Raw genomic sequence first — 15,113 nt, 5'->3', positions numbered from 1 at the left:
AACGAAGGCTTGAGTATCGAAATGGGATATCATGGGGCACTATGGGCGTCAACGGGAATGGGTTCACAAACACGCGCGTCGCGACCAATGAAAGCAGCCTTGACGGCACGTCTCGTCTTTATGGTCCATTAAGCCTAACGAAGCGTTTAGACCCGCCTGGCCCAACCGGACGCGCCTTGCCGCAAGCCACCGCCCGGCATAGCGTCTCGCCGCATCTCGTCGGTCACCAAGAGGGTCTGAGAATCGATGTCTGAAACAGCGAACGCACGCGCTGCGGCACTTCCCCATCTGCGCGACAGGGGGTTCGCCAAGGGTGATCCGATCCCGCTGCCGCTGACCATGGCCGCGATCTATCACACCCCCGGCGACGCCAACGGTTTCGATGAGTATGGCCGCTTCAGCAACCCGACCTGGGATGCGGTCGAGCACATGCTGGCGCATCTGGAAGGTGCGCCCAGCGTCGCCTTTCCGTCCGGGATGGCTGCGATCTGTTCGGTGTTTTTCGGCCTGCTTAAAGCCGGCGACCGTATTCTGCTGCCTGCGGACGGCTACCACACGACAAGGGCCCTGGCCGACCGCTTCCTGAAGCCGTTTGGCGTCACCTACGATATGAGGCCGACATCGACCTTCCTCGACGGTGGCTTCGAAGGTTACCGCCTTGCCTTCGTCGAAACCCCAGCCAACCCGGGACTGGACATCTGCGATATCGCGGCCGTTGCAAAAGCCGCTCACGTGGCCGGTGCGCTCCTTGCCGTCGACAACACGACGATGACGCCCTTCGGACAGCGCCCGCTCGACCATGGCGCTGATATAGTCGTTGCCGCCGACACCAAGGCACCCAATGGCCATTCCGACGTTCTGTTCGGCCATGTCGCCAGCCGCAATGCCGATATCATCGCCGCCGTGACCGGCTGGCGAGAAATCTCCGGCAGCATTCCTGGACCGTTCGAGGCATGGCTGGTGCATCGCGGCCTCGAAACGCTGGATGTGCGCTTCGACCGCATGTGCTCTTCGGCGGAAGTGATCGCACGGCGGCTGAAGAGCCACCCGGCAATCAGCGGCCTGCGTTTTCCCGGACTGGAGAGCGACCCGTCGCACAACCTTGCCCGAGCCCAGATGGAGCGCTTCGGCTTTCTCATCTCGTTCGAGCTCGCCTCTGAAGACAAGGCCGAGGATTTCATCAACAACTGCGATCTGATGCAGGCCGCAACATCCTTTGGCGGCGTCCATAGCTCCGCCGAACGCCGATCTAAGAGAGGCGATGCGGTTGCCGCCGGTTTCGTTCGCCTCTCGGTCGGCTGTGAGCCGGTGGAAGAACTTTGGAAGGCGATCGAGGCGTCGCTGGACAAGATCAGCGGCTGACCGGGGCGTCGATCATGAACCGGGGTCGTCGGCTTCGATCTTGCGTTTGCCGTGCAGCACGCGGATGATTTCGATCGCGTCGTCACCGACCCGGTACAGAGTGAGGTAGTCGCCCACGACCAGATGACGGATGGCCGGGGCGATATCGTCGCGTGGCGCGCCTGAGAAGGGATGCAAAGTCAGCAAATCCCACCGTCTTTGCAACGCATCCACGAGGCGGACAGCTGCCGATGGATCGTGGCTGGCAATGTAGTCACCGATATTTTCGAGGTCGACCACTGCTTGGGGAAGCAAGCGGTATTTCACTCCTGAAAGCCCTTGGTCTCTGACAGTTTCAGATATTTGGCGCGCAATCGTTCCATGAGTAGCGGCCCATCCAATGCCGGCCCGCTGTCGATCCCCTCCTGCACCAGCTTGCGCAACTCCTCGACCGTGTAGCCATGCAGATCGCGCCGGTCCTTCCATTGCCTGAGCGCATCGCGGATCACCTCGCTCGCCGAAGCGTATTCGCCGGCTGCGACCACATCGTCCACCGCCTGCGCCAGTTCCGGCGAAAGCGTAATGCTGCGTTTATCGACCTGTCCCATGATAGGCTCCTGATGCCATTCTGGCCTGTGGTACGATTTAATCGCACCAACTTCAAGCAACTGGTAGGCTCCCGCTGCGACGGCAAGTAGCTGAATAGCTTGAATCGGCAGGCGCGCCCGAGGGCGCAACCTGCTGATCTCAAAGACTTCTTTTCGATGTCGTGGAGAGAATTGCCAGCTGGCCTGTAAGCCGGGTTCTGTATGGCCCTCGCCCCTTGCGAGGCGAGAACGTGGCGGCCATTCATCTTGGGCGCATGTTGCCATGCGCCTCACGCAACCTACCCGGACGGTGAGCCGGAAACAGCCCTCGAGGGTTTCCCCTCGCACCGCCCCTATTCGGTCTTGCTCCCGGTGGGGTTTACCGTGCCGCTCCTGTTGCCAGTCGCGCGGTGGGCTCTTACCCCACCCTTTCACCCTTGCCACGATTAGATCGTGGCGGTTTGCTTTCTGTGGCACTTTCCCTGGGGTCGCCCCCGCCGGCCATTAACCGGCACCGTGTCTCCATGGAGCCCGGACTTTCCTCACCCGCGGCCTTTCGGCTGTTGCGGGTGCGGCCGCCCGGCCAGCTGGCAAGGCGTATAAAGGGGTTCACGCTCGAAAACGCAAACGAAAAAGCCGGCCGCTCCGGCCGGCTCCACGCAACCAGTCGGCTAAAGCGCCGCCATCTGCACCTTGACCTTGCTGCAATAGGCGGCCGACACCGGGTTCATCCGCGTTGCGGCGTGGCCGGCGTTATATTTCAGGATCGTGCCGCAGGTGGTGCCGCCGCCGAGGTCCTGCGCCATGGCGAGGTACTTCATGCCGTATTTGATGTTGGTGTCGGGGTCGAAGAGGCCCTTTGCCGAACCGTTGTAGCCCATCATCCGCGCCGTCGCCGGCTTGATCTGCATCAGGCCGATCTCGCCGGCGCTGCCGACCATGTTCGGCCGGTAGTTGCTCTCGATGCTGATGACTGCATGAGCGAGCGATACCGGTACGCCGTAGCTCGCGGCATAGCGCGCGACGATCGCCGAATACTGACCGCCGCCGGCCACTGCTGCCGTCGACGCAGCCGCGTTCCTGAGGCCGATCGACGCCGTTGTCGCCATGTCCAAGGTCTTGCGGCCGCGCTTCGTCTGCCTCTTGGCGGATTTCTTCGGCTTGGCAAAACTTGCCTTTTCCATTTTCACGGGAGACCGCTTCGTGGCCTTGGCGTCTTGGCCTGCCTTGCTGGGTTTTGCGGATACCGTGACGAGCCCTTGATCAGCCCGAGGGCTGGCATTCGCGGCACCGAAGGCAAAAGTCATTACGCCGGCAGCAACAGCTGCCGTTAAAACGGTCAATTTCTGCATGTGATCCTGTTCTGTCTGAACCGCGTGAAGGTGTTCACGCAGCAACGCTTAATCAATATCGGAACATCCGGGGGGGGCTGGGGGTCCGACAACTTGCACGCCAGCCGTTTGAAGCTCGAATTGGTGCCAAACAAGGCCAGGCAAGTCACTTTGAGTGACAGCTTGTAACTTGAGGACTGGAATGAGTACCTTGGGAACAGCTTCCCCCGAGATCAAGACCTTACGGAAGCAAGTAGCCTTTCTAGCGTCCGCTGTGTCGAGCCATCGGCAACACCATCCACTTTGCGCGGCCGGAAATGTCGCTGAAACGCTTCGACGACAATCTCCGTCTGCCGGTCGAAAATGCCTGATATCTCGACGCCATAGCCATAGAGCGCCAGCATCGACTGCAACGCCTCGACATCGGCGCCGGTGTCTCCGGTCTTGAGCACGGCTCCTCGCCTGACGGGTGCGGCCGCCACGAGATGGCCGACGCCGGCCGCAAACAGCGTCCGCCATGGGAACTTCTCGCCCGGATCGATCTTGCGCCCCGGCGCCACGTCGGAATGGGCCAGCACTCGCTCGGCAGCAATCGAGTGCCGACCTGCAATCCCGGCGCACAGGCCGATCACCGCATCGATCTGTCGCCTGGGGAAACCGGGATAGCCCAGCGAATGTCCTGGATTGACGATCTCGATGCCTATCGAGCAGGAATTGATGTCGGCGCGTCCGAACCACGAGCTCTGGCCGGCGTGCCAGGCGCGATCGCTTTCCCTGACCATCTGCACGATGTCGCCATTCTCATGCACGAGATAGTGCGACGAGACCTCGCTGGCCGGATCGCACAGCCATGCTTCGGCGCCGGTGCCGGTCGCCATTCCAGTGTAATGCAGCACGATCATGTCGGGCCGGAGCGTGTCGCGCCGCGGACCGAAATTCGGCGATACCCTGACCTCGGCGCTAGGCTCGTCGGGCAGGAAGCCGCTCATGCGTGCCGCAGGCCCCGCTCGATCATCTCATAGGCGGCGTTGATCGCCGCCACCCGGGTCGTTGCGATCTTGATGAACTCCTGCGGCAGGCCGCGTGCGATCAGCCGGTCCGGATGATTGTCGGAGACCAGCTTGCGATAACGCTTCCTGACTTCTTCGAACGGCTTGCCGCGTTCGATGCCGAGCACGACATAGGGATCACCTGCTCCGAGATTGACGTGCCGCGCCATGATGCTCTCGTAATGGGCCTCGTCGATGCGGAAAATCTCGGCGATACGATGCAGGAAATGGCCTTCGCGCTCATGCACCAGCCCATCGGCCTTGGCGATGTGGAACAGACCGTCGAGTATATCTTCCAGCATCACGCAGTTGGAATGGCCCGACCCGCACAGTTGCGCCATCCGCTCAGCATAGGTTTCGAAACCGGCGACGTCGCGCTGGGCGAGATCGAACAGCCGCGCCACATTGCGCGTCTCCTTCGGCGGTACCTCGAATATTTCCTGGAACGCGCGCACCTCGTCCTGGGTCACGATACCATCGGCCTTGGCCATCTTGGCCGACAGCGCGATCATCGCCACCGAGAAAGCGACACGCCGGCGCAGGTCGGCGTCGCCGGAAAAAACCGTGCGCACTGCCTCCACGACGTCGGCGATGCCCGACGAGGTTGAGGATGAAACGCGCGTGATGAACTCGCCAAGGCGATCCCAAATCGACATGGCCTGCTTCTTAGGGCTACGGCCTCTTGCTATCAAGCCGGGACAGTGCCGCAGCCTTGGCGCAACAGGTCGGCCTGACGCGGCGGACAACATGTGAGGCAGACAATATGAGAAAGGCCAGCGCGCAGCCGGCCTTCCTCAATCATCACACGAGTACTGCTTTGCTGACTACTGCGCGGGCGCAGGAGCTGGTGTTGCCGGAGCCGGCTCGGCAGGCTTCTCGGGTGTGATGCTCTTGGTGGTCGAGTTATCGGTCGCCGGAGGCGTTGCGGCCGGCGGCGTGGCTTCCGGCGTCGCCGGCTTCATCGGCTGCTCGGCGGCTGGCGGATTGGTGCTCTGGGTGGTGGTGTTGTCCGTGCCGCTGTCGCTGCAGGCAGCAACGCCGAGCAACGCCAAAGCGGAAACGGACGCAAGAATGAGCTTTTTCATAACATCTCTCCTTCACTACACGTTCACGTTGCGGTGAACGGTCGAAGGGGAAATGCATCAGATGGCCATGAGTTTCGTAACGTTGCGTTTCCATATGTAACATCATCTGGCCCGTTTGCGATTGCCGGCCAGACAACGGCGAACTAACAGGATGTGTTGAGCAAATCGAACTGAAACTGCCGGGAGCTGCCATGACCGCGACGTGGGATTTCTGGATCGATCGCGGCGGTACCTTCACCGACGTCATCGGCCGCGACCCGCAAGGCGGGCTGCATCCGCGCAAGCTTCTCTCCGAAAATCCCGAAGCCTATGCCGATGCCGCTATCCAGGGCATTCGCGACCTTCTCGGCCTGTCCTCCGGCGGCGCAATCCCGCCGGGCCTGATCGGCGACATCAAGATGGGCACCACCGTCGCCACCAACGCCCTTCTGGAGCGCAAGGGCGACCGAGTTCTGCTGCTCATCACCAAGGGGTTTCGCGACGCGCTGAAGATCGCCTATCAGGCACGGCCGGACATCTTCGCCAAGGAGATCATCCTTCCAGAACAGCTCTATGAGCGCGTCATCGAGATCGACGAGCGCGTGCGCGCCGACGGCAGCATCGAACGGCTGCTCGACATCGCGGCTTGCCGGCCGGCGATCGAGCAGGCGAAAGCCGATGGCATCGACGCCGTCGCCATCGTCTTCATGCATGCCTGGAAATACCCCGACCACGAGAAGGCAGTGGCAAAAGTCTGCCGAAAACTGGGCTTCGGCCAGGTTTCCGTCAGCCATGAAGTGTCGCCGCTGATCAAGCTGGTCGGCCGCGGCGACACCGCCGTGGTCGACGCCTATCTGTCGCCGATCCTGTCGAGATATGTGCAGAAGGTGGCTGGGGAATTGGGCGCGGCGCCCGGCCAATCTCCCCACCTCATGTTCATGATGTCCTCTGGCGGCCTGACCGCCGCCGACATGTTCCAGGGCAAGGACGCGCTGCTATCCGGGCCAGCGGGCGGCGTTGTCGGCATGGTCGAGACGGCGAAGCTTGCCGGCTTCGGCAAGGTCATCGGTTTCGACATGGGCGGCACCTCCACTGATGTCGCCCACTATGACGGCGAGTATGAGCGTGCCTTCGACACCGAGGTCGCCGGCGTGCGGATCCGCGCGCCGATGATGCGCATCCACACCGTCGCCGCCGGCGGCGGCTCGGTCCTCCACTACGAGGCCGGCCGTTTCCGCGCCGGACCCGATTCCGCCGGCGCCAATCCCGGCCCGGCCGCCTATCGCCGCGGCGGGCCGCTGGCCGTCACCGATGCCAATGTCATGCTGGGAAAGCTGCAGCCCGATTTCTTTCCGAGGATCTTTGGTCCCGCCCAGGACCAGCCGCTCGACGTCGAGACGGTGCGCGAAAAATTCACCGCACTGGCCGCCGAAATCGGCGACGGCCGCACGCCCGAGGCTGTCGCCGAAGGGTTCGTCACCATCGCCGTGGAAAACATGGCCAATGCCATCAAGAAGATTTCCGTCCAGCGCGGCTACGACGTCACCGAATATCTGCTCAATTGCTTCGGTGGCGCCGGCGGCCAGCATGCTTGCCTGGTTGCCGACGCGCTCGGCATGGAAGCGGTGCTGATCCATCCCTTTTCCGGCCTGCTGTCGGCCTATGGCATTGGCCTGTCCTCGGTTTTTGCCTCGCGCCAGCAGGCGCTGCTGAAGCCGCTGGCGGAAGAGTCCAGAACCGAGATCGGCAACCTGATCGCCACCTTGAAAAAGGCCGTCATCGCCGAATTCGCAGTGCAAGGCATCGCCGAGGACATGGTTGCCGCGAAGCCGGTACTGCACATTCGATATGACGGCACCGACACGACACTGCCGGTGAATTTCGAGGAAGACTCGATTTTCAAGGCCAAGCGCGATTTCGAAATTGCCCACAAGGCGCAGTTCGGTTTCGTCTATGATAACAAGCCGATGATCGTCGAGACCGTCGGCGTCGAGGGGACCGATACCGGTGGCACGGGACGCGACGAAAGCGATTCCGCGCTCGAAGACATCGCCGCAAGTCCTTTGGAGGTTAGAAAAATCTTTTCCGACGGCATCTGGCGCGACGCCGGCATCATTCGCCGCGAAGGGCTCAAGCCCGGGCATAGAATTGCCGGCCCTGCGCTGATCATCGAGCCGAACCAGACCATCGTCGTCGAGCCGGGCTGGCAGGCCGAGATCACCGCCAAGAACCATGTGCTGTTGCGCCGCGTCGAGGAGAAGCAGCGGCAGGCAGCGCTCGGCACCGAGGCCGATCCGGTGATGCTGGAAGTCTTCAACAATCTGTTCATGTCGATCGCCGAGCAGATGGGCGTGACGCTGCAGAACACCGCCTATTCCGTCAACATCAAGGAGCGGCTGGATTTCTCCTGCGCCGTCTTCGACCACAACGGCGCGCTGGTCGCCAATGCGCCGCACATGCCGGTGCATCTTGGCTCCATGGATCGTTCGGTCGAAACCATCATCCGGCTGAATTCCGGCGACATCCACCCCGGCGACGTCTTTGCCCTCAACGCTCCCTACAATGGCGGCACCCATCTGCCCGATATCACCGTGGTGACGCCGGTTTTCGACGACGCTCGGCAGAAAATCCTGTTTTGGGCCGCCTCGCGTGGCCACCATGCCGATATCGGCGGCACGGCGCCCGGCTCGATGACGCCGCTCGCCACAACGGTCGACGAGGAAGGCGTGCTGTTCGACAATTTCCGCATTGTCGATCGCGGCCGCTTCCGCGAGAAGGAACTGGAAACGCTGCTCACCGACCACCGGTGGCCGGCCCGCAACCCGCATCAGAACATCGCCGACCTCAAGGCGCAGATCGCCGCCAACGAGAAAGGCGTCGCGGAACTGCGCAAGATGGTCGCGCATTTCGGCCTCGATGTCGTCGAAGCCTATATGGGCCATGTCCAGGACAACGCCGCCGAGAGCGTGCGCCGCGTGCTGGAGCGGCTGCCGGACGCTTCCGAATATGAATATCCGACCGATACCGGCCAGCTCATCAAGGTGAAGATCACGGTGGATCGGCAACGGCGCGAGGCGACTGTCGACTTCACCGGCACGTCGCCGGTCATGAAGAACAATTTCAATGCGCCCGAGCCGGTTGCCCGCGCGGCGGTCCTCTATGCCTTCCGCGTCATGGTCGAAGACATGATCCCGATGAATGCCGGCTGTTTGCGGCCAATCAACATCATCATTCCCGACGGCTGCATGCTCAAACCCGCCTACCCTGCCGCCGTCGTCGCCGGCAATGTCGAGACCTCGCAGCACGTCACCAATGCGCTGTTCGGCGCCATGGGCGCCATGGCCAATGCGCAAGGCACCATGAACAACCTGACCTTCGGCAACAAGCAGTACCAGTATTACGAGACGATCTGTTCCGGCTCACCCGCCGGCCAGATGAACTCCGGCCGCGGCTTTGCCGGCACTTCCGGCGTCCACACCCACATGACCAATTCGCGCCTCACCGACCCGGAAGTGCTGGAACTGCGCTTTCCCGTGCTGCTCGAGGATTTCCACATTCGGGAAGGTTCCGGCGGCAAGGGCAGATGGAGCGCCGGCGACGGCACCAAGCGCACCATCCGTTTCCTCGAGAAAATGGAATGCGCGATCCTGTCCTCGCATCGCAACCGCCCGCCGCAAGGCTTGGACGGTGGCGGCGACGGCGACGTCGGCTCGACCAAGGTCCGTCGCAAGGACGGCGCGATCGACCTGTTGAAAGCCTGCGACCAGACCGTGCTTCAGGCGGGCGACGCCGTCATCCTGACGACGCCGACACCGGGCGGGTTTGGCAAGGCGTGAACATACGTCAACAGGCTGTCACCGGCCTGTCATGACCCTGCGCTACCCGCTTGCGCCAAAGCAAATGGGGAATCACCTTGCCATGACGGACGTTTCCGCAGATCTGGTTTTTCGCCGCGGCAAGGAAGTTGGAAAAGCCGTCTACCAGAACCGACCGCTGTCGAAGGCCGGCATTTCGGAGCGGCTGTTCGCCTTCCTGTTTTCCGGCCTTGTCTACCCGCAGATCTGGGAGGACCCCGATGTCGACATGGAGGCGATGCAGCTTGGCCAGGGCCATCGCGTCGTCACCATCGCATCCGGCGGCTGCAACATCCTTGCCTACCTGACCCGTTCGCCGGCACAAATTGACGCCGTCGACCTCAACGCCGCGCATATCGCGTTGAACCGCATGAAGCTGGAGGCCGTGCGCCACCTGCCTTCGCAGGGCGACCTGTTTCGCTTCTTCGGCGCCGCCGACACCAGCCACAATTCGCAAGCCTACGACCGTTTCATCGCGCCGCATCTCGACCCGGTCAGCCGTCACTACTGGGAGCGCCGCAACTGGCGCGGCCGCCGGCGCATCGCCGTCTTCGATCGCAATTTCTACCAGACCGGCCTGCTCGGCCTGTTCATCGCCATGGGCCATCGCACGGCAAAGTTCTTCGGCGTCGATCCTGCCGGCATCATGCAGGCCCGTAACATCGGCGAGCAGCGCCGCTTCTTCAACGAGAAACTGGCGCCGGTCTTCGACAAGCCGCTGCTGAAATGGGCGACGTCGCGCAAAGCCTCGCTGTTCGGCCTCGGCATTCCGCCGGCGCAGTATGATTCGCTGATCACGTCGGGCGACGGCACCATGGCCAGCGTGCTCAAGGCCCGGCTGGAAAAGCTCGCTTGCGATTTTCCGCTGGAGAACAACTACTTCGCCTGGCAGGCCTTCGCCCGCCGCTATCCGAATCCCGGCGAGGCCGCCCTGCCCGCCTATCTCGAAAAGCAGAATTACGAAGCCATCCGCGGCAATGTCGACCGCGTCGCCATCCACCATGCCAATCTGATCGAGTTCCTTGCCGGCAAGGATGCAGGCGCGGTCGACCGCTTCATCCTGCTCGATGCGCAGGACTGGATGACCGACGACCAGCTCAATGCGCTATGGTCGGAAATCACCAGCACCGCGTCGGCCGGCGCCCGTGTCATTTTCCGCACCGCCGCCGAGCCCAGCCTGTTGCCCGGCCGGGTTTCCAGCTCGCTGCTCGACCAGTGGAATTATCAGGACGAGGCCTCCCGCGAATTCTCGGCCCGCGACCGTTCGGCCATCTATGGCGGCTTCCATCTCTATGTGAAGCGCGCGGCATGAGCACCACCGAGCTGCCGACCAGCCATGCCGAACTGATGGACGGCGTCTACCGCTGGCAGCGCCACATCTACGACCTGACCCGCAAATACTATTTGCTCGGCCGCGACCTGATGATCTCTGGGCTCGACGTACCGGCCGGCGGCACCGTGCTTGAACTCGGCTGCGGCACCGGCCGCAACATCATCCTGGCCGCCCTCCGCTATCCCGACGCCCGCTTCTTCGGCCTCGATATTTCGGCCGAGATGCTTGAGACGGCCGGCACTGCCATTGCCCGCGAAGGCCTGTCGGGCCGCGTCACGCTGGCGAGGGGCGACGCCACCGATTTCGACACAGACGCGCTTTACGGTGTCGAACGGTTCGACCGCATCTTCGTATCCTATTCGCTGTCGATGATCCCTGGCTGGGAAAAGACGGTGTCGGCGGCACTTGCTGCGCTGTCATCGAATGGTTCGCTGCACATCGTCGATTTCGGCCAGCAGGAAGGCCTGCCGGGTTGGTTCCGGGCATTGCTGCGCGGCTGGCTCAAGAAGTTCCATGTCGCGCCGCGCTCGACCCTGCGCGAGGTTCTGGAATCGGAATCTCGTCGAACCGGCGCAAGCTTCCGTTTCCGCACGCTTTATCGCGGCTATGCGTGGCTGGCCGTGATCGGGCCGCGTCCGTAGAAGCTAATGTAGCGCGGCCACCAGAGCCCCGACCATCGCCTGAGGGCGGTAGCCGAGCTTGGCCGGCGTCAGCCCGAGCCGCACCACCACCAGTTGCTCCGAGGGAATGATGGTCACCGTCTGCCCGTCATGGCCTTCCATCCAGTAGGTGTCCTTGGGCAGGCCCGCCGCCACGCCAGCGCCGGGCTTTTTCTCGTCGCCCGGTGCCTCGATCCACAACTGGCCCTTGCCGTAGACTTTCGAGGCCGGCGCCGGCTCCCGCATCCAGTCGACGAAGCCGGCCGGCAGCACCTGGTTGCCGTTCCACACGCCACGTTGCAGCAGGAACTGGCCGAAGCGAGCCCAGTCACGTGCCGTGGCATAGAGATAGGACGAGCCGACGAAGGTGCCCTGTTCATCGGTCTCGAGCACCGCGCTGTGCATGCCGAGCGGCTCGAACAGCGCCGTTCGTGGCCACGTCAGCGCCTTGCCCTTGTCGCCGATCGCGTCCTGCCAGAGGCGCGACAGCATCACCGCCGTGCCGCTCGAATAGGTAAACACTTTGCCGACCTCGGCCACCAGCGGCTTGGCTTCGGCGAAGCCTGCCATGTCGGGTTCGAGGTAGAGCATGCGCGTGACGTCGGCAACGTCGCCATAGTCCTCGTTGAACTCCAATCCGCTCGACATCGCCATCATGTCGGCAAGGCTGATCGCGGCGCGGCCGTCCGCCTTCCATGGCGCGAACAGGCCTTTGTTGTCGACCGCCATCTTGCCGTCCTTGACCAGCGTGCCGACGATCGCGGCGTTCACCGTCTTGGTCATCGACCAGCCGAGCATCGGCGTCTTTGCCGAGAATCCCGCGCCATAGCGCTCGGCGACGACGCGGCCATTCTTGACCACCACCACCGCACGCATGCCGGTGCCGGTCAGCGCCGCATCGTCGAGCAGCTTGGCAATCACCGGGTCCTGTGAAGGCTCGACCCGCTCGCCCTCCGGCCACAGCGCGTCCTGGCTGACCGCCGACGGTTCGGCATAGATCGCCGTCCGTCGCGCCTTGCCGACATCGCCATCGGGAACCGAGGCGCAGCCCAGCCCATCACGGGCGACAGCGAGGCTCTTGCCAAGGAAGCCGAGCAGGCCCGCCGAGACCGTTCCCCTGTTCTTGTCCACCGAGACCCGCATCAGCCGCAGCAGCGGGTGCCCAGGCGCCTGCACGTCGACCGCGAGCACCTCATTGGCGTCGCGACCGGCGATGAAGACGTTCGAGCAGACAATCTTGGCCGAATAGCCCGAACCGACACGGATCAATTCCGGCGGTGCGATGTAGAGCCAGGCGAAGAGCGCAGCGATCGCCAGCACGACCAGGCCAAGCAGCCATCTGACGATCTTGGCGACGGTCCGCATTTGTTTCCTCCAGGCCCCTGCCTGACGCTTATGTCATCGATTTGCCGCCATTGCTTCCGCAAATCGCAGTGCTTGTCGAGCGCCGTCAACCTGATATCAACCATGTTCGGCGATGACTGGATGCGTGTCGCCCAAAACTGCGCAGCGGTTTTGGGACAACGACATGCACGAAAGCGAAGATGCCGGGCGATGTTGTGGGGCGATCGCTCGTCGGGGGCCAGACCAAGCGCCGGCCATCAGTGCACAGACCCATCAGCGACCGGCTGAATCCGGCTCGGGAGTTGCGATGCGCCGTCTTGCGGGCCTCATCATGCTGACGCTGCTTAGCGCCTGCTCGACGGTGGACGATCTCTCGCCGCTGTCGCCGTCTGCGTCCAGCAGCCCGACGACGGTTGCCGTGCGCGCGCCGCGCTTCGCCGATTCCAAGCCGCATGAATGGGACAGCGGCGCGCCGTGGAACTATGCCGTCCACGGCACCGATGTGTCCAAATATCAGACGTCGGTCGACTGGCCGGCTGCCAAGGCCAGCGGCATCTCCTTCGCCTTCATCAAGGCGACCGAGGGCGGTGACCGCTTCGATGAATATTTCAACGAACACTGGGCCCGCACGAAAGCCGCCAGCGTTCCGCGCGCGGCTTACCACTTCTTCTACTTCTGCAGGCCCGCCGCCCAGCAGGCGCGCTGGTTCATCCAGAACGTCCCGGTCGATCGCTCGGCGATGCCGCCAGTCCTCGACATGGAGTGGAACCCGAAGTCGCCAACCTGCAGGTTGCGTCCCGATGCCGCCACGGTGCGCGCGGAGATGACCACCTTCCTCGAAATCGTCGAACGGCACTATGGCAAGAAGCCGATCATCTACACCTCGGTCGACTTCTTCGACGACAACCAGCTATCGACCTTCCGCGGCTATCCCTACTGGCTGCGATCCGTCGCCGGCCATCCGCGCGAAAAATACGGCAGTCACCCCTTCACCTTCTGGCAATACACCGGAACCGGCATCGTTCCGGGCATGACCGGCAAGTCCGACATCAACGTCTTCAACGGCAGCGAAGCTGCGTGGAACAAGTGGTTGCGGCAGAACACCCGTTGAGCCCGGTTCAACGGCAACAAAGTCGCCTGGAAAAAGGGGGCTGTGGCAGCACACCCGTTGACCTAGGTTTAACCGCAGCGAAGCAGAGCGGAATAAGGGGCTTCGGCAGAACACCGTTGACACCGGGCCTGCCGCTTGCTTTTCGACACAGCCGGCGGCAAAGAGTGCAACCGGCGGTAATCAAGGGCGTTGGGGCTTCCGAGGGGGCCACGACAAATGCCCTCATTCGTTCGAAAGGAAGCTGATGCGACTGCGTTCCCAAGCCCTCGCGGCGCTATTCTTGTGCGCCACGGCCTTGCCGGCGATGGCGCAGGAATGTGGCGGCGACTTCGAAGCCTGGAAGCAGGGCGTAGCGGCGGAAGCCAAGGCGGCTGGTGTCGGTGCATTGGGTCTGGACGCGCTGGAGGATGCCACCATCGACGACAAGGTCCTGGCGCGCGACCGCGCCCAGGGCGTCTTCACCCAGACCTTCACCGAATTTTCGAACCGCATGATCTCGGCCTACCGGCTGAAGCAGGGCGCGGCGAACATGAAGAAATACGCCGATGTCTTCGCCCGTGCCGACCAGCAATTCGGCGTCCAGGCACCGATCATCGCCGCCTTCTGGGCGCTGGAGACCGATTTCGGTGCCGTACAGGGCGATTTCCACACGCTGAGCGCCCTGGTGACGCTGTCCCATGATTGCCGTCGCCCGCAACTGTTCCGGCCTCAGCTCGTGCCACTTCTGGAATTGATCGATCGCGGCGTCGTGCCGGCCGATGTCAAGGGTGCCTGGGCCGGTGAGATCGGCCAGACCCAGATCCTGCCTTCCGACTATCTGGCGCGCGGCGTCGACGGCGACGGCGACGGCAAGGTCGACCTGCGCGGCAGCGTGCCGGATGTGATCATGACCACCGCCAACAAGGTGCTGTCGCGTGGCTGGAAACGCGACGAGCCGTGGATCCAGGAAGTCCGCGTGCCCGACGACATGCCGTGGGACCAGACCGGGCGCACCAACAAGCTGCCGCTGACGCAATGGGCACAATGGGGCGTCACCTACCCCAGCGGCGCACCGCTGGTCGATAACGGCCTGAAGGCGGGCCTCGCGCTGCCGATGGGCCGTAAGGGGCCAGCCTTCCTCACCTACGACAATTTCGACGTCTATCTCGAATGGAACCAGTCCTTCACCTACGCGCTGACCGCTGCCAACCTCGCCGCCAGGCTGGCGGGCGCGCCACAGTTCGATCCGCGCAATCCCGAGACCGGCCTCAACAATGAGCAACTGAAGGCGCTGCAGACCAGGCTGGAAGCCAGGGGCTACGATGTCGGCACGGTCGACGGCATCCTCGGCACCAACACCCGCGAAGCCATCCGCAAGGAGCAGATGCGCCTTGGCCTGCCTGTGGACGGTTGGCCGACGCCGGAGCTTTTGGCGAGACTGTAAATTGTCGGTATGATTTT

Annotated in this window: 13 protein-coding genes and 1 other RNA gene; 6 read left to right on the top strand and 8 right to left on the bottom strand. The window is 63.1% G+C overall.

All coding sequences use genetic code 11. The annotated features are described in order from the left end of the window. The first annotated feature begins 246 nt into the window (after nucleotides 1-246). Nucleotides 247-1,362: a cystathionine gamma-lyase gene (locus AC1D2G_RS09410; protein WP_457150347.1), complete on the top strand. Its 1,116-nt coding sequence runs from the start codon at nucleotides 247-249 to the stop codon at nucleotides 1,360-1,362. 12 nt (nucleotides 1,363-1,374) lie between these two features. On the opposite strand, the gene AC1D2G_RS09405 is transcribed toward AC1D2G_RS09410, so the two are convergent. The 7 genes from AC1D2G_RS09405 to AC1D2G_RS09375 form a co-directional block, all read right to left on the bottom strand. Next, on the bottom strand, nucleotides 1,375-1,668 hold the full coding sequence (locus AC1D2G_RS09405; protein WP_477413490.1) for a type II toxin-antitoxin system RelE/ParE family toxin: 294 nt from the start codon (nucleotides 1,666-1,668) through the stop codon (nucleotides 1,375-1,377). After that, nucleotides 1,665-1,949, bottom strand: coding sequence for a type II toxin-antitoxin system ParD family antitoxin (locus tag AC1D2G_RS09400; RefSeq protein ID WP_457150349.1), 285 nt, complete (start codon nucleotides 1,947-1,949; stop codon nucleotides 1,665-1,667). Before AC1D2G_RS09400 ends, AC1D2G_RS09405 begins: the two co-directional genes overlap by 4 nt. Before the next feature lie 170 nt (nucleotides 1,950-2,119). Beyond that, nucleotides 2,120-2,519, bottom strand: an RNA gene (gene rnpB, locus AC1D2G_RS09395) — RNase P RNA component class A. 80 nt (nucleotides 2,520-2,599) lie between these two features. Continuing rightward, complete coding sequence (locus AC1D2G_RS09390; RefSeq protein WP_477395104.1) at nucleotides 2,600-3,280, bottom strand: lytic transglycosylase domain-containing protein; 681 nt, start codon at nucleotides 3,278-3,280, stop codon at nucleotides 2,600-2,602. Between the two features lie 212 nt (nucleotides 3,281-3,492). Next, nucleotides 3,493-4,248, bottom strand: a complete 756-nt coding sequence (locus AC1D2G_RS09385; RefSeq protein ID WP_477413488.1) for a peptidoglycan recognition protein family protein — start codon at nucleotides 4,246-4,248, stop codon at nucleotides 3,493-3,495. After that, complete coding sequence (locus AC1D2G_RS09380; protein ID WP_184874931.1) at nucleotides 4,245-4,964, bottom strand: J domain-containing protein; 720 nt, start codon at nucleotides 4,962-4,964, stop codon at nucleotides 4,245-4,247. The genes AC1D2G_RS09385 and AC1D2G_RS09380 overlap by 4 nt, the downstream gene beginning before the upstream one ends. A 168-nt stretch (nucleotides 4,965-5,132) precedes the next feature. After that, entirely contained in the window at nucleotides 5,133-5,393 is a 261-nt protein-coding gene (locus tag AC1D2G_RS09375) for a hypothetical protein (RefSeq protein WP_109668284.1), read from the bottom strand. Nucleotides 5,394-5,584: 191 nt separating this feature from the next. Here AC1D2G_RS09375 and AC1D2G_RS09370 point away from each other — a divergent pair, with 191 nt between their 5' ends. Genes AC1D2G_RS09370 through AC1D2G_RS09360 form a run of 3 tightly spaced genes read left to right on the top strand, consistent with a single transcriptional unit; the run spans nucleotide 5,585 to nucleotide 11,200 of the window. After that, complete coding sequence (locus tag AC1D2G_RS09370) at nucleotides 5,585-9,208, top strand: hydantoinase B/oxoprolinase family protein (RefSeq protein WP_477413486.1); 3,624 nt, start codon at nucleotides 5,585-5,587, stop codon at nucleotides 9,206-9,208. 31 nt (nucleotides 9,209-9,239) lie between these two features. After that, nucleotides 9,240-10,538: a BtaA family protein gene (locus AC1D2G_RS09365; protein ID WP_477413484.1), complete on the top strand. Its 1,299-nt coding sequence runs from the start codon at nucleotides 9,240-9,242 to the stop codon at nucleotides 10,536-10,538. Next, on the top strand, nucleotides 10,535-11,200 hold the full coding sequence (locus tag AC1D2G_RS09360; protein WP_477413482.1) for a class I SAM-dependent methyltransferase: 666 nt from the start codon (nucleotides 10,535-10,537) through the stop codon (nucleotides 11,198-11,200). Before AC1D2G_RS09365 ends, AC1D2G_RS09360 begins: the two co-directional genes overlap by 4 nt. Nucleotides 11,201-11,203: 3 nt before the next feature. Here AC1D2G_RS09360 and AC1D2G_RS09355 read toward each other — a convergent pair whose 3' ends face one another. Continuing rightward, entirely contained in the window at nucleotides 11,204-12,583 is a 1,380-nt protein-coding gene (locus AC1D2G_RS09355; protein ID WP_477413480.1) for a serine hydrolase domain-containing protein, read from the bottom strand. A 286-nt stretch (nucleotides 12,584-12,869) separates the two neighbouring features. Here AC1D2G_RS09355 and AC1D2G_RS09350 point away from each other — a divergent pair, with 286 nt between their 5' ends. After that, nucleotides 12,870-13,673, top strand: a complete 804-nt coding sequence (locus AC1D2G_RS09350; RefSeq protein ID WP_477413478.1) for a glycoside hydrolase family 25 protein — start codon at nucleotides 12,870-12,872, stop codon at nucleotides 13,671-13,673. Nucleotides 13,674-13,917: 244 nt separating this feature from the next. Further along, nucleotides 13,918-15,096, top strand: a complete 1,179-nt coding sequence (locus tag AC1D2G_RS09345; RefSeq protein WP_477413476.1) for a lytic murein transglycosylase — start codon at nucleotides 13,918-13,920, stop codon at nucleotides 15,094-15,096. Nucleotides 15,097-15,113: the final 17 nt, after the last annotated feature.

It is taken from the genome of Mesorhizobium sp. P2_C7 (assembly GCF_056404515.1).
The sequence above is the reverse complement of the archived record's forward strand: the minus strand, read 5'-3'. Positions and strand labels throughout refer to the sequence as shown.

Coding starts and splice junctions, on each gene's coding strand:
- AC1D2G_RS09410 (WP_457150347.1), top strand. CDS start 247: ATGTCTGAAACAGCGAACGCACGCGCTGCGGCACTTCCCCATCTGCGC.
- AC1D2G_RS09400 (WP_457150349.1), bottom strand. CDS start 1,949: ATGGGACAGGTCGATAAACGCAGCATTACGCTTTCGCCGGAACTGGCG.
- AC1D2G_RS09390 (WP_477395104.1), bottom strand. CDS start 3,280: ATGCAGAAATTGACCGTTTTAACGGCAGCTGTTGCTGCCGGCGTAATG.
- AC1D2G_RS09385 (WP_477413488.1), bottom strand. CDS start 4,248: ATGAGCGGCTTCCTGCCCGACGAGCCTAGCGCCGAGGTCAGGGTATCG.
- AC1D2G_RS09380 (WP_184874931.1), bottom strand. CDS start 4,964: ATGTCGATTTGGGATCGCCTTGGCGAGTTCATCACGCGCGTTTCATCC.
- AC1D2G_RS09375 (WP_109668284.1), bottom strand. CDS start 5,393: ATGAAAAAGCTCATTCTTGCGTCCGTTTCCGCTTTGGCGTTGCTCGGC.
- AC1D2G_RS09370 (WP_477413486.1), top strand. CDS start 5,585: ATGACCGCGACGTGGGATTTCTGGATCGATCGCGGCGGTACCTTCACC.
- AC1D2G_RS09365 (WP_477413484.1), top strand. CDS start 9,240: ATGACCCTGCGCTACCCGCTTGCGCCAAAGCAAATGGGGAATCACCTT.
- AC1D2G_RS09360 (WP_477413482.1), top strand. CDS start 10,535: ATGAGCACCACCGAGCTGCCGACCAGCCATGCCGAACTGATGGACGGC.
- AC1D2G_RS09355 (WP_477413480.1), bottom strand. CDS start 12,583: ATGCGGACCGTCGCCAAGATCGTCAGATGGCTGCTTGGCCTGGTCGTG.
- AC1D2G_RS09350 (WP_477413478.1), top strand. CDS start 12,870: ATGCGCCGTCTTGCGGGCCTCATCATGCTGACGCTGCTTAGCGCCTGC.
- AC1D2G_RS09345 (WP_477413476.1), top strand. CDS start 13,918: ATGCGACTGCGTTCCCAAGCCCTCGCGGCGCTATTCTTGTGCGCCACG.